Raw genomic sequence first — 14,690 nt, forward strand, 5'->3', positions numbered from 1 at the left:
TTATTTTATTCAGTTGCTAATGCATTCAGTTCAATAATTTTATCATTCAGATCTTTCAATCTGTCGATGTATTTGTTTTGAATTTCGAATGACTGATTAACTAAAATTGTCCATTCCAGATAATTAATTTCTCCGTTGTAATATTGGTCATTGGCAGTTTTCAAAATAGTTTCACTGTTCTGAAGTCCTGTTTTTTGATAGTAAGCGATTTCTGTATTGATTTTTTGATATTGTCCGAAAGTTTGTGTATACTGATTTTTAAGATTTATCAAACCGAACTGATAATTGTTTTCTGCTATTTGCTGATTGACTTTTTGTGCTTCAATCACCGATTTCTGTGCAGAATTGAAAATGGGTACTCCAATCCCAATCATTCCCGAATGAAATCTTGCAGAACGTTCGTAGAATTTATTGTCTGCACCATTTCCGTACATGCTCATATTGTTGTAAGCAATGTTGAATGTAGGGCTCAGTTTTGCTTTCTCGGTTCTCAGTTTTGCATTTTGGATGTTTTTTTCCTGTTCAAGCTGTTTTAGAACAATGGGGTTTCCCTGAAAGTCAGAATTCAATAAGTTAAAATTCAAGCTGGAATATTTTAACGGTTCATTTTCATAAAGATTTCCGTCATTAATCAGAAAACTCAGCTTTTGAATAGCAATTTCCCGGTCTTTTTCTAAAGCATTCAACTGTATTTCTGCCTGACTTCTCAAATTTTCGGCGGTAGCTTTTTCCAATACGTTACTTTCTCCCTTTTTTAGGCGTAAATCTGCTCTTTTGAAATATTGCGTAAAAATATTTTCAACTTTTTTAAGGAGTTCTCTTTTTTCTGTAAAATAACTCAGTTCATTATAAACCAATGAAATTTCTCTTTTAAGCTGCCATTTTTGAAGGTCTAAATTAATTACAGAACTTTTCCATTCTTCTAGCAATAAATTTTTCTGTGCATTGTAAAATTTTGGTAGACGGATGCTTTGGCTTACAGAGAATTTGTTATCCATGTAAAATGAATTCATCTGTCCTACTTCCGCCGAAATATTTAGCGGATCAATTACTATGGCAGATTTTTTCATTTTTTCCTGATAAGTAATTTGCAATGTACCGCTTTTAAGATTCAAATTATTCTTGAAAGCCTTATCTATAGCAGTTTCTAATGATACTGGAGTTTGGCAGACTGCGTTTCCGAAGATCAGCAGTATTATTATTTTTAAAAATTTATTGTTCATATTTTAGGTTTTGCTCAAGGCAAAATGTTTTAATTAAGGTTGGAATTTTAAATTTTTGGTTCATTTGTTTCTGCCAGTTTTCTTTTTTTAGCAGGAAAATATCTTTCAAACCAAATGTACATTATGGGTAAAAGGTACAAGGTGAGGAAAGTTGCCAAGAGAAGTCCGCCAATTACCACAGTTGCCAAAGGTCTTTGTACTTCTGCACCTTCACCATTGCTGAGTGCCATTGGTAAAAAACCGAGAGAAGCAACAAAGGCAGTCATTAAAACAGGTCTTAGTCTGGTTTTTCCACCAATTTTTACAACATCGTTCAAATCCGAATGTTTTTCTTTTTGGCGGTTAAATTCTGCAATCAGAACTATTCCGTTAAGCACTGCTACACCGAAAAGAGCAATAAAACCAACTCCGGCAGAAATACTGAAATTCATATCTCTTAACCAAAGAGAAAATATTCCTCCGATTGCCGAAAGCGGAATGGCAGAAAAAATTAATAAACCGTATTTAATGGATCTGAAAGAAAAATACAACATCAGTAAAATTAAAAGTAAACTAACAGGAACGGCTATTGCAAGACGGGATTTAGCTTGCTGAAGATTTTCGAATGTTCCACCATATTTAATAGAATAACCCGCAGGAAGTTTCAGTTCTTTTTCAACACCTTTCTGTAAATCTTCTACGGTAGACTGTATGTCTCTGTTTTTTACATTAAAGCCTACAATAATTCTCCTTTGTGCATTTTCCCTCTGAATTTGATTGACACTTTCTTTAAGCTGAACATCTGCAACACTGCTTAATGGTATTTCTATTCCTGTTGAGGTCGGAATGAGAAGATTATTAACATCTTCAACATTTTTTCTTTGATTTCCGTCTAGCCGAACTACCAAATCAAACTTTTTTTCGCCTTCGAAAACAGAACCTGTGGACTGACCAGCAAATGCAGTATTTACAATATTATTAACATCATTTACGCTTAAACCAAACTGAGACATTGCTTCTCTTTTGTAAGAAATAACAATTTGAGGCAATCCGGAGATAGGTTCTACATAAATATTTTGTGCTCCGTTGATTTTTTTAGATATTGCTCCCAATTTTTCTGCATATATCTTTAACGTATCCAGATTTTCTCCGAAAATTTTGCAGACAACATCTTGTCTTGCTCCTGTCATAAGCTCATTGAAACGCATTGCCACAGGATATTGAAAAGAGTAGGTTACCCCAAGCATATTTTTCTTGAGTTCTGCAGACATTTTTTCTGAAAGTTCATCGTAAGATTTGGCAGAAGTCCATTCGGATCTTGGCTTTAGAATTACCATCATATCGCTTGCATCAATGGGCATAGGATCGGTAGGGATTTCAGAGCTTCCGGTTTTCCCTACTATTTCTTCAATTTCAGGAAATTTTTTAAGCAAAATCTGTTGAGATTTTAATACTGCTTCCGTGGTTGTTTTCAGATTGCTTCCAGGTAAAACCCGTGTTTCTACTGCAAAATCTCCTTCCGGAAGACTTGGGATAAATTCTCCGCCTAATCTAGATATTACGAAAATGGCAATAAAAAATATACCTACTACACTAAAAAAGATAAGATTAGGAATTCTCAGAATTTTATGAAGACTTGCATGGTAGTATGCTTCTGCTTTTTCCATCATCCGGTCTGAAAAATTCTTTTTATGACTGCTTTTTTTCGATAAAAACAGAGAACTCATCATCGGTACGTATGTTAAAGAAAGAATAAATGCTCCTAAAAGCGCAAATATAACGGTCTGAGCCATAGGTTTAAACATCTTTCCTTCAATTCCCTGAAGCGTAAGAATCGGAAGGTAAACAACCAGAATGATGATTTGCCCAAAAACCGCAGAATTCATCATTTTACTTGCCGAATTGTAGACTTCATTATCCATAAAAGATTGAGAAAACTTCTTATTATGAATATTTTTAAGATGATGAAGACGGTGTAATACAGCTTCTACAATAATAACGGCTCCATCCACAATCAATCCGAAATCTAATGCTCCTAAACTCATCAAGTTCCCGGAAACTCCAAAAATATTCATCATGATAATTGCAAACAGCATAGAAAGCGGGATGATGGAAGCAACTAAAATCCCTGCACGGAAGTTTCCAAGAAATAAAACCAGTACGAATACCACGATTAATGCACCCTCAATTAAGTTTTTTTCCACAGTACCAATGGCATTGTTAACCATTTTAGTCCGGTCTAAGAATGCATCTATTTTTACTCCTTCAGGTAAAGTTTGCTGTATTTCGTCTATTTTGGTTTTTACTTTTTTGATGACGTCGTTAGAATTGGCACCCTTCATCATCATTACCACGGCACCGGCAACTTCACCTTTTCCGTTGTATGTCATGGCACCATATCTTATGGCCTTTCCGTATTGTACTTTTGCTAAGTTTTTAATGAGAATAGGGGTTCCGTCTGGTAAATTTTTTACAACAGTATTTTCGATGTCGGGAATTTTCCCCATTAATCCTTCGGTTCTAATAAATAATACACTTGGTCCTTTCTCGATATATGCACCTCCTGTATTTTGATTGTTCTTTTGAAGAGCATCAAAAACCTCCGACATGGTTACGCCCATAGATTTTAGCTGAGCAGGATTAATTGCTACTTCATATTGCTTTAAATCTCCACCAAAACTTGCTACATCGGCAACACCTTCGGTTCCGAGCAGCTGTCGACGCACTATCCAATCTTGTATGGTTCTCAGCTGCATTGAGTTGTAACGGTGTTCATAGCCAGCTTTCGGACGGATCGTATACTGGTAAATTTCTCCCAAACCGGTAGAAATAGGAGCCATAAATGGCGTTCCAAGACTTTGTGGAATGTCTTTGGAAACCTGTTGAAGCCTTTCAGAAACCTGTTGACGGGCTAAGTACAAATCTACATCATCATGAAACACAATGGTAATAACAGATAAACCGAATCTTGAAAAACTTCTCATCTGTTTAATTCCCTGTATGTTGTAGTTTGCCTGTTCTAAAGGAAAAGTAATGAATCTTTCCACGTCTGGAGCTCCTAAGCTTGGGGAAACGGTAATAATCTGAACCTGATTATCTGTAATATCGGGTACTGCATCAATAGGCAGTTTTCTTAAGTCGAAAATTCCATAAACGATTAGTCCTAAAGTCATTAAAATAATAATGAACTTATTTTTTATGGAAAAATGTATGATTTTGTTTAACATTTTTATAAGATTGTGATACGGCACTTTAAAAAAGAATAAATTTTCTTTTTTTAAATGAATTTAAATGGTAAAAAATGTCTTACTGCAAGATTACTGCATCAGAAATATTAAGATAAAAGATGCAGATATCAGCTCAAGTTATTGAAAACCGTTCGGTAATCAATAATTGTAGTTTTAGGCAAATTTTTAATTTAAATAGCCGTGATTATTTTCAATAAGATAAAAGGGATGAAAGATTAGTTGTTTTTCTCTTTCATTAATCCTTTGGCAAAGCGTTCACTTGCAGTCTGATAGTATGAAACCGTCAGATCCTTCAGTGGCTTTTGCTCGGATTTTAACTCTTTAGAAATAGTTTTATTTTCAGGATTATAAATAAACTGCTGCGTTTTTTTACGGTCATTAATCTGCGTGAAAATATTGTTCTTCAGCAATCCTAATGTTCTGTAATTCCCAATCAGTGCACGTTCTTCTTCAGGTTTCATTGCCATGATATTTTTACCATAGGTTGCATTATTGAAGTTCCATCCGAATAAAGAAAATACAGTAGGCATCAAATCAATCTGAGAAACTAATTTACCTACCTCCATTTTTGGAGTTTCAGCATTATAAATAATTGCAGGAATATGATGCTTTTCTGTATTTATTTCCCATTTTCCGGCACTACTTGCACAATGATCTGCTACAATAACGAAAGTGGTATTCTTAAACCATGCTTTTGTTCTGGCTTTTTTCATGAATTCTCCCAAAGCAAAATCGGTATATCTTACTGCTGCTTCGCGGCTTCCCTGTTCCATATTGATTTTGTGATCCGGGAATGTATAGGGTTTATGATTGGAAGTCGTCATAACAAACTGAAAAAAAGGTTTGTTTTTTTTGCTTTCTTTATCGGCCATTTTTATGGACTGATTGTAGATGTCTTCATCACAAATTCCCCAAGCATTTTCGAAAGTTACCTCACTGTCTTCGATGTTGATTCTTTCTGTTTTAATATTATCGGGAAGAGGATTTCCACGATCTCTGTCTACAATGCTAAAACCCTGGCCTCCAAAAAAAGAATTCATATTATCGAAATATCCATCACCACCGTAAATAAATTTAAGATCGTAATTTCTTTTTCTTAAAATGGTTGCAATAGAAAAAAGATGATCGTTATCTGGTCTTCTTACAATGCTGTTTCCCGGAGTTGGAGGAACGCTCAGTGTTAAAGCTTCCATGCCTCGTACCGTTCTTGTTCCTGTAGCAAACATATTGGTAAAGAAAACGCCTTCAGACGCAAGATTTTCGTAATTGGGAGTCAGATTTTGAGTATTTCCGAATTTTTGTAAAAATTCTGCACTGAAACTTTCAATACAAATAAGGATAATGTTTGGGTTTTTGGTGCTGTCGCCTTCAAAATTTCGGGTAATATTATCAAATTTAGAATTGGTATATGTTTGTTTATCCTGTAAAAGTTCTTTTTTCAGTATAGAATAAGCTTCTTTTTCTGGGATGGTATTATAAAACTGAGTGTAATCTAACTGATTTGCCTTGAATGCAGTAAAAAATGAAAATACGCCATTTTTAGACAATTCATTTATGTAAGTATTGTTGCTGAATTCTGCCTGTCTGTTTTTTAACAAACTGAGTAATCCAACTCCGCAAATCACAATAACTGAAGTGTATATCAGCCTTTTTCCGAATCTCATTCGGTCAGAAAAAGTGTAGCTGAAAACTTTCTTTTTTCTGAACAGAAAAAATACACAAACGATGCACGCTGTCATTCCTAAAATAATAACAGGAATAGGATAAGACTCGTTAATATTTTCGAAAACTTCGTAAGTGTAAATAAGATAATCTACCGCAATAAAGTTGAACCTCGTTTTGAATTCATCCCAAAACGGAAATTCTGCTGCAAAGGAGAAAAATGCTATAAAAAGCATAAGGGTTACCAAAAAATAGGTAATAATCTGATCTGCTTTTTTCCCGATCCATCTTGAAGGAAAAAATAAAAGGTAAATAGAGTAGATCATCACAAAGCTTAATCCTACAGAAAGATCGAATAGAAAACCTTTTCCGAAAACGATAAAAAGTTTTAAAAAATTATCTGAAATATTAGTGGCAGAAAGCAGTGTAAGAGATAATCTTACTAAAAATCCTAAAGTAATATATAATAATAGAAATGCAAATAAAGAAGCATATCTGTTTTTAAATTTGTTTTTCATAAAAAGTAAACTTTTAAGTAAAATGAACGAATAATTAATAACTTATCCAATTACTTTAGGTGGATGAAAAATACGAGAATATTCCAAAACAGTAAAATGGTCGGAATAAGAAAAATTCTTCTTGATTTCTGTAAAATTAAAATGAATATCAAAAGAAATTTCTAAAAGTTTTGGAGGAGGTGTACTGAAAAATGAAACTACCGAATGGTCGTGAGTTTTAAAAGGTAAACTCATATCTTGTTGATAATCTGCGTCTTTAACAGTTTCGTCAAGATAATGCATTTTAAGGAAAGAGAAAATTGTAATATTAGAATTTTCATTCTTATGCTTGTAGTAATGCTCTATAAGATTAGGCAATTTAATCATCTGTCTTATTTCACTAAATGAAAAAAGATACGTAACAATACAAAAGTAAATGATAAATCGCTTCAAAAATCAATACTTATTTTGAACTGCAAAAATAAGTAAAAAATAGACTTGCTTATTGTATTTAAATTAAAATTTAGAATGATTTTAAGGAGAGATTTTTTTTTACGTTACTGAAAAAGCTGTATTTTTGAGGCAAATTATTAGAAAAAATGAAAAAAGTTTTAGCAATCGCATTCATCGGAGGTTTATTCGCAGTTAGCTGCTCAAAGAAAGCAGACAAATCTTTGCAAGACAGTAATGTTATGCTCGAAGAACCTGCTGCACCAACCGTTACCGATACTACATCAGCAAAAAAAGATACTGCTCCTGCTGCAACTCCAGCTCCTGCAAAAGTAGATTCTACAGCTAAAAAATAATGAAGTATGTATTTTTAACAGGGATTCTTGCATTTTTATCGGTTTCCTGTTCTAAAAAAGAAAATTCAGAAATTCAGCAAGATTCGGGTAATTTGCCTTCTCCTGTTGTAAAAAATGTGTCAGGACAAACCTTAATGGAATCTTCAGACTGTATGTCTTGTCATAACATCAACGAAAAAATGATAGGCCCTTCTTACCAGGAAATTGCAGCAAAATACACTGATAAAGATATAGAGAAGCTCGCTTCAAAAATTATAGAGGGCGGAAGTGGAGTTTGGGGAGAAATTCCTATGGCGCCACATTCTCAGTTTTCTAAAGATGATGCCAAAAAAATGGTAGAATATATTCTCAGTCTGAAAAAGTAATGAATGCCTGAGGAAAAACTAAATCTGCACCCAAGAAATCTGCACAGAAATTCTTACGATTTTGAGAAACTGATTTCTTGTGTGCCAGATTTAAAACATTATGTTTTCAAAAATTCTTTTGGAAACCTTACCATTAATTTCAGTATTCCCAAAGCTGTAAAATTACTTAATAAAGCGTTGCTGAAGCAATTTTACGGAATTCAAAACTGGGATATTCCAGACGAAAATCTGTGTCCGCCCATTCCCGGTAGAGCAGATTATGTTCATTACATCGCCGATCTTTTGTCCGAAAAAAGAGATGAAATTCCGCAAGGCTCTTCTATAAAAGGGTTAGACATTGGTACAGGAGCCAACCTCGTGTATCCTCTTTTAGCTCATACATCTTACGGATGGAAAATTTGGGGAACCGATATCAGCAGGAAGTCTTTGCAAAATGCACAGGATATTTTAGATGGAAATCCGGAGTTTTCATCTAAAGTTCATCTGAAATTTCAGCCAGATTCGGGGTTTATCTTTAAGAATGTTCTTCGTTCCGAAGATCGGTTTGCGTTCTCCATGTGCAATCCGCCATTTCACGATTCTGAAGAAGCGGCTTTCAAAGGAAATCTCAGAAAAACAAAAAATCTCCACAAAAATAAAATTCACAATCCAAAGCTAAACTTTGCAGGAAACGATTCTGAACTTTGGTGCGAAGGCGGCGAAATTGCTTTTATTTCTAAAATGATTGAAGAAAGTGCAGCTTTTTCATCACAGATTTTATGGTTTACTTGTCTGGTTTCCAAAAAAGAAAATCTGCCCAAGCTTTATTCGCTTTTAAAGAAGGCAAATGCCATCGAAATTAAAACCATAGATATGGCACAAGGTCAGAAAATAAGCAGAATTTTAGCGTGGACTTTCATTCACCAATCAGATAGAAAGAAGTTTTTAGATTAATTTTTTTATTTGGGCAGCTTAGAACTTCGTTCGTAAACTTCTATAAAAGTCTTCGCTTTTTCTCATTTATGCCCTCCGTTCACGCTTTTTTGCTCGTCGTGCCTCCTCGCAAAAAGAGCTCCACTCAGGTCGGGCTGCGGGTGATTCAGTTTTGAAAAATTCCCTTTCTATGCAGGGATAGTGAAAATTTCAAAGAAATTTTTGACGGGGTGGTTTAGTAGATATTCTTTTTTATAAAGCTTAAAAAGAAAACCGCTCAACTTCAATTCAATATGAAACTTTTGCGACTTTTATGCTTTAAATAAAATTCAGGTTTCATAAACGCTTAAAAATCCCTATTTTTGCAAGTCGAAAAAAAATCGAATTTACAAATGCAATTATCAGAACAGGAAATCATTAGAAGAGAAAAGCTGAATAAGCTTGTTGAAATGGGAATCAATGCATTCCCGGCAGAAGAATATGTAATTACAGATACTACAGAATCTATAAAACAGAATTTTTCTGAAAGTAAACAGGTGAAAATTGCGGGAAGATTAATGTCCCGCCGTATTCAGGGGAAAGCTTCTTTTGCTGAGTTGCAGGATTCTACAGGAAGAATTCAGATCTACTTCAACAGAGACGAAATCTGTGCAGGAGAAGATAAAACTTTGTATAATGAAGTTTATAAACATCTTTTAGACATTGGTGACATCATCGGTATTGAAGGTGAGCTTTTTACCACTCAGGTTGGGGAAAAAACTGTTTTAGTGAAGAATTTTACGCTTTTAACCAAAGCTTTGAGACCGCTTCCACAGGCAAAAACCGATGAAAATGGGGTAGTGCATGATGCATTTAATGATGCGGAATTAAGATACAGACAGCGTTACGTAGATTTAACAGTAAATCCTCACGTAAAAGAAATTTTCGTGAAAAGAACAAAGCTGTTTAATGCAATGAGAACTTTCTTTAATGACGCAGGATATTTTGAGGTAGAAACTCCTATTTTACAGTCAATTCCCGGTGGAGCGGCAGCAAGACCGTTTATTACGCATCATAACGCTTTAGATATTCCTTTATATTTAAGAATAGCCAACGAATTGTATCTTAAAAGATTGATTGTTGGTGGTTTTGACGGCGTATATGAATTCTCTAAAAACTTCAGAAATGAAGGGATGGACAGAACCCATAACCCGGAATTTACCGCCATGGAAATCTATGTAGCCTACAAAGATTACAACTGGATGATGGATTTTACCGAAAAATTGCTCGAGTTCTGTGCAACTTCTGTAAACGGTTCTTCAGAATCTGTTTTCGGAGAGCATACCATCAGCTGGAAAGCTCCTTATCCTAGAGTTTCTATGACGGAAGCAATTCTTAAGTACACAGGTTTTGATATCACAGGAAAGTCTGAGCAGGAATTGTTCGACTTCGCTAAATCTATCGGCATTGAAGTGAACGAAACTATGGGGAAAGGCAAACTGATTGATGAGATTTTTGGTGAAAAATGTGAAGGAAACTTCATTCAGCCAACTTTCATTACAGATTATCCGGTTGAAATGTCTCCATTAACCAAAAAGCACAGAAGCAAAGAAGGTTTAACGGAGCGTTTTGAATTGATGGTTTGTGGTAAAGAAATTGCCAATGCCTATTCTGAGTTGAATGATCCTATCGACCAAAGAGAGCGTTTTGAAGAGCAGCTGAAATTATCTGAAAAAGGAGATGATGAAGCTACCGGATTTATTGACGAAGATTTCCTTAGAGCCTTAGAATATGGTATGCCGCCAACTTCTGGTTTAGGAATTGGGATGGATAGATTGATTATGTTCTTAACCAATAATCCTTCCATTCAGGAAGTGTTATTTTTCCCTCAAATGAAGCCGGAAAAAGCAACTCCGCAAATTGAACTGGGTGATGATGAAAAGGTGATTTTAGAAATTCTAGGTTCCCAGGAAGAGCCAATGGAGTTGAATGAAGTGAAAAACCGTTCTCACCTTTCGGGTAAAAAATGGGATAAAGCATCAAAAACTTTAACTAAAGCCGGAATAGCTAAAGTGGAAAAAATTGATGAAGTTCTATGGATGAAAATGGCATAAGCCTTTAAAAAATATATAGAAAAACTGTTTTATAATTATAAAGCAGTTTTTTTTGTTTTATAGCAATTTACATTGTGTTTATGAATTTATAGGATATTCATAACGACAGAAAATTTTTAATTAAAATATCTTTACTTATATTTACAAGACAATAAATACAACGTGAAAAAATACCCGTGGTGGAAAGCTTTAATTGATTTTGGACTAAGCTCTGCAGCCATTATTTTTTTGTTACCACTGTTTCTGATTCTTCTACTTGTTTCATCTTTCGATACTGGTTTTCCGGGAATTTTTACTCAAAAAAGGGTTGGAAGATACGGGAAATTGTTTGTAATTTATAAATTCCGAACTTATCATTCTGAAACATCACAAAAATCATCTGTAGGCAACTGGATGCGTAAAACAAAATTAGACGAACTTCCACAATTATTCAATGTTCTGAAGGGCGATATGTCTTTTGTAGGTCCGAGACCCGATTTGCCAGGTTATTATGATATATTGGAAGGAGAAAATCGCCTGATTTTAGAATTAAAACCTGGACTTACGAGTGAAGCTGGAATTAAATTCCGGAATGAAGAAAAATTGCTTGAAGAGCAGGAAGATCCTTTATCTTACAATGATAATATTCTCTTTCCCGAAAAAGTAAAAATGAATCTGGATTACTATTATCACCTATCGTTCAAAAAAGATGCACAAATTTTGCTTAAAACCTTTTTCGTATTAAGCAAATAATTTTATGTTAGTTTATAAACAGATTTTCAGATATTTAACATTTAAAGTTTTAATAGTAGCGGTTTCATTTTGTTTTTTGTGGTGTTCTGCTCAAACTGAAGTTAAAATTAATGCTCCATTTATTCCAATAGGGATTTTTAATGGTGCAGTAGAAAAAGCAGTAACTGAGAAAATATCGGTTCAGGCTGAAGTTTTTGTTTCCCCCTGGAAATCATTTGCTGGAAAAAATCTTCAGATATATATGGGGACATTGGAAGGCCGGTACTATTTTGATGAAGTGATGAAGAAATGGTATGTTGGAGCCTACGGATCAATAGCGTTATTTAATCTTCAAAAATGGAATTATTATAATGCCTCTACGGTTCCGGATGAAAATGGAAATCCACAACGATTACCAGATGGAAGTATTAGAATGACGGAGAGATTTCAAAAAGGTGTGTCCTTTATATTTGGGATAAGTGGTGGTTATCATTTTGAGATTAATTCAAAGCTAGGATTAGATGTTTTTGCAGGAATTGGAACATCACAATCGATTTATAAAGGATATCTTAAAGATAATCATGAGAGATATGATGGCGCAAAAAAATGGAATAAAAGCGGAGAAATGATACCAACACGAGTGGGAGTAATGTTTACCTATAAATTATAAACCTAAAAAATAAATTATTCTATATATACTTGCTTTTTTGTTCTTTTACTGATAAAAAATGTACTTCAAAACCGACTTTTAACAAAATATAGATACTCAAAAACTCCCTTTTTAACTAAATAATAGATATATTTGCAATCGTTTACAAAAATATAATTAATCCAAAAAATGGATCATAATAGCAAGAAGGAAATCAATATAAAGGAACTTTTATCACCATATTTAAGAAACTGGAAGTATTTCGTTGCGACTGTTTTTTTAGCTTTAGTTGGTGCTGTTTTTTACATAAAATCTAAGTCTCCTGTTTTTAAAGTTCAGACCTCAGTTCTTATAAAAGATGCGAAAAAAATGTCTGCCGCATCGGGAGATGTGGGTGTTTTGCAAAGTCTCGGAGGATTTGGTGGAATGGGAACCAACAGTATTGAAAATGAAGTAGGTGTATTTGCATCCAAAACTATTGTAGAGGATGTTTTGAAAGAACTTAATTTTCAAACTGTTTTTTATGCAAAGCAGACTCTGAAAGATATCGAACTGTACGGAGAAACAAATCCATATATAGTAAATGTAGTTCAGGAAAAAGAAAATGTTCTCCTTCCGAAAAAGCCTATTTCCATTAAAACAAAAGGAAATATAATAACATTATCTTCGGAAGAGTTCGACAAAGACATTGTTACTTCTTTTAATAAAACCACAAGTCTGCCATTTGGAATAATTATCATCTCAAAAAATCCTAAATATAAAGCTCCTTTTAAAGTAGATATGTCGGATATTATATTCTACTACACGAGTTTTGATGGTGCTGTAGACGGTTATCAACGCGCTTTAAAAGTAGATTTGCTGGATAAAGACGGAACTATAATTACATTATCTGTAGATTTCGAAAATACAGCGAAAGCAAAAGATTTTCTTGATCGTTTGGTAAGACAATATAATGTGTATGCAATTAATGATAAAAATATAGAATCTAAGAAGACAAAAGATTTTATAGATCAAAGAATTGTTTTAATATCTAAAGAACTTGGAGATGTTGAATCTCAAAAACAAGACTTTAAATCCGGAAATAATATTGTAGATCTTCCTACAGAAGCCAGAATCAACCTTCAGACGAAGGAACAGAGTAAAGTTCAGATGCTGGAACTGGCAACCCAAATGGAGTTGAGTAAATTCCTAAGAAGTTCCCTGAATAAAAAGGGTACGGGTGATGTATTACCGCTTAATATAGGATTGGAGAATGAAGCAGCTTTAAATGCTATTCAGCAATATAATGCACTGGTGGTTCAGCGCAACAAATATTTGCAGGAAGCAACTCCAAATAACCCTATTGTAAAAGATATGAATGAGCAGATAGATCAGATGAAATCTTCTCTTTCTGAATCTTTGCAAAGAAATGTTACCAGCCTGGAATTAGCGAGAAGAAAAGTAGAAACTCAGTTAGGCGGATCCGAATCTATGATTAGTAAAATTCCTTTTCAGGAAAAATTATTCAGAAGCATAGAACGTCAGCAACAGATTAAGGAAAATCTTTATCTTTTATTACTTCAGAAACGTGAAGAAGCTGCAATTAGTTTGGAAATTACAGCAGACAAAGCAAGAGTTATAGATAAAGCATTTGTATTCAGCAATCCTGTAGCTCCTAAAAAACCATTAATATTAGCAGTTTGCCTTGTTTTTGCGGTTTTTATTCCTTTTTTAATAATTTATTTAAAGAATATTTTAACCACTACGATTTCCAGAAGATCAGATATTACAAAACTTACAGATGTACCTGTTTTGGCCGAAATACCTATTTTGAAGAAATCTGAAAATGCGTTACTTTCCTTTAACGATGTTTCGCCTATGGCAGAGGCATTTAGGATTTTTGTAACGAATCTGAAATTCCTTTTACCTGTAAAAGATGCACAGAAAATTATTATGGTAACTTCTTCTGTAAAAGGAGAAGGAAAGACATTTATCTCATCCAACCTATCGTTAATTTTAGCGTCTTCAAGAGATAAGGTTTTGGTTATTGGAGCCGATATCAGAAACCCGCAGTTGCAGAGATATAATCCATCGATGAGAACTGCTAAAGGGCTAACCGAATTTTTGGCAGGTGATGATTCTGCAACCCTTGAAAATATCATACATCCAAGTGGATATAATGAAAACTGCGATTTTATATATTCAGGGTCTATACCGCCTAATCCGACAGAACTTTTGCAGAATGGAAGATTAGACGAATTGTTTTCTCAACTTAAAAATCAGAATAAATATAAATTTATTGTTTTAGATACCGCTCCATTAATGCTTGTAACAGATTCTATTCTTATTGCCAATAAATCTGACGTTATTGTTTACGTTACAAGAGCTGGTGTTACAGAAAAAGATTATTTGGAATTCTTGAAAAATACTGTTGAAGATAAAAAAATCGCTAATGTAGGAATTGTACTGAATGGGGTTGAAGAATCTAATTTCGGATATGGAAATAAATTCGGATATGGCTATCAAGCTACAAAAACCAGCTGGTGGAAGAGAAAATAACAGTTGA

At 34.0% G+C, this 14,690-nt stretch carries 11 protein-coding genes; 7 read left to right on the plus strand and 4 right to left on the minus strand.

What is annotated here, in order from left to right; all coding sequences use genetic code 11:
• Window positions 1–5: 5 nt before the first annotated feature.
• The 4 genes from MTP08_RS04660 to MTP08_RS04675 all read right to left on the minus strand — a co-directional run bounded on the left by MTP08_RS04660 (window position 6) and on the right by MTP08_RS04675 (window position 6,996).
• Entirely contained in the window at window positions 6–1,223 is a 1,218-nt protein-coding gene (locus MTP08_RS04660) for a TolC family protein (protein WP_243577247.1), read from the minus strand.
• A 47-nt stretch (window positions 1,224–1,270) separates the two neighbouring features.
• Window positions 1,271–4,375, minus strand: coding sequence for an efflux RND transporter permease subunit (locus MTP08_RS04665; RefSeq protein ID WP_394803749.1), 3,105 nt, complete (start codon window positions 4,373–4,375; stop codon window positions 1,271–1,273).
• Window positions 4,376–4,665: 290 nt separating this feature from the next.
• Window positions 4,666–6,630, minus strand: coding sequence for an LTA synthase family protein (locus tag MTP08_RS04670; RefSeq protein ID WP_243577249.1), 1,965 nt, complete (start codon window positions 6,628–6,630; stop codon window positions 4,666–4,668).
• 42 nt (window positions 6,631–6,672) lie between these two features.
• The gene (locus tag MTP08_RS04675; protein WP_209389689.1) at window positions 6,673–6,996 is read right to left on the minus strand and encodes a hypothetical protein; all 324 of its coding nucleotides are present in this window, start codon (window positions 6,994–6,996) and stop codon (window positions 6,673–6,675) included.
• Window positions 6,997–7,208: 212 nt separating this feature from the next.
• On the opposite strand from MTP08_RS04675, the gene MTP08_RS04680 reads away from it, so the two are divergent.
• The 7 genes from MTP08_RS04680 (at window position 7,209) to MTP08_RS04710 (ending at window position 14,683) form a co-directional block, all read left to right on the plus strand.
• Window positions 7,209–7,415, plus strand: coding sequence for a hypothetical protein (locus tag MTP08_RS04680; RefSeq protein WP_243577250.1), 207 nt, complete (start codon window positions 7,209–7,211; stop codon window positions 7,413–7,415).
• Window positions 7,415–7,780: a c-type cytochrome gene (locus MTP08_RS04685; RefSeq protein WP_243577251.1), complete on the plus strand. Its 366-nt coding sequence runs from the start codon at window positions 7,415–7,417 to the stop codon at window positions 7,778–7,780. Before MTP08_RS04680 ends, MTP08_RS04685 begins: the two co-directional genes overlap by 1 nt.
• Before the next feature lie 3 nt (window positions 7,781–7,783).
• Window positions 7,784–8,713, plus strand: coding sequence for a 23S rRNA (adenine(1618)-N(6))-methyltransferase RlmF (rlmF, locus tag MTP08_RS04690; protein WP_243577252.1), 930 nt, complete (start codon window positions 7,784–7,786; stop codon window positions 8,711–8,713).
• A gap of 371 nt (window positions 8,714–9,084) precedes the next feature.
• Complete coding sequence (gene lysS / locus MTP08_RS04695; protein ID WP_243577253.1) at window positions 9,085–10,785, plus strand: lysine--tRNA ligase; 1,701 nt, start codon at window positions 9,085–9,087, stop codon at window positions 10,783–10,785.
• Between the two features lie 162 nt (window positions 10,786–10,947).
• Complete coding sequence (locus MTP08_RS04700; RefSeq protein ID WP_243577254.1) at window positions 10,948–11,517, plus strand: sugar transferase; 570 nt, start codon at window positions 10,948–10,950, stop codon at window positions 11,515–11,517.
• A 4-nt stretch (window positions 11,518–11,521) separates the two neighbouring features.
• A complete protein-coding gene (locus MTP08_RS04705) occupies window positions 11,522–12,166 on the plus strand; it encodes a DUF3575 domain-containing protein (protein WP_243577255.1) in 645 nt (214 codons plus the stop codon).
• Window positions 12,167–12,334: 168 nt separating this feature from the next.
• Complete coding sequence (locus MTP08_RS04710; RefSeq protein ID WP_243577256.1) at window positions 12,335–14,683, plus strand: GumC family protein; 2,349 nt, start codon at window positions 12,335–12,337, stop codon at window positions 14,681–14,683.
• The last annotated feature ends 7 nt before the right edge of the window (window positions 14,684–14,690 follow it).

It is taken from the genome of Chryseobacterium oryzae, from assembly GCF_022811665.1.
GTDB classification, from domain to species: domain Bacteria; phylum Bacteroidota; class Bacteroidia; order Flavobacteriales; family Weeksellaceae; genus Chryseobacterium; species Chryseobacterium oryzae.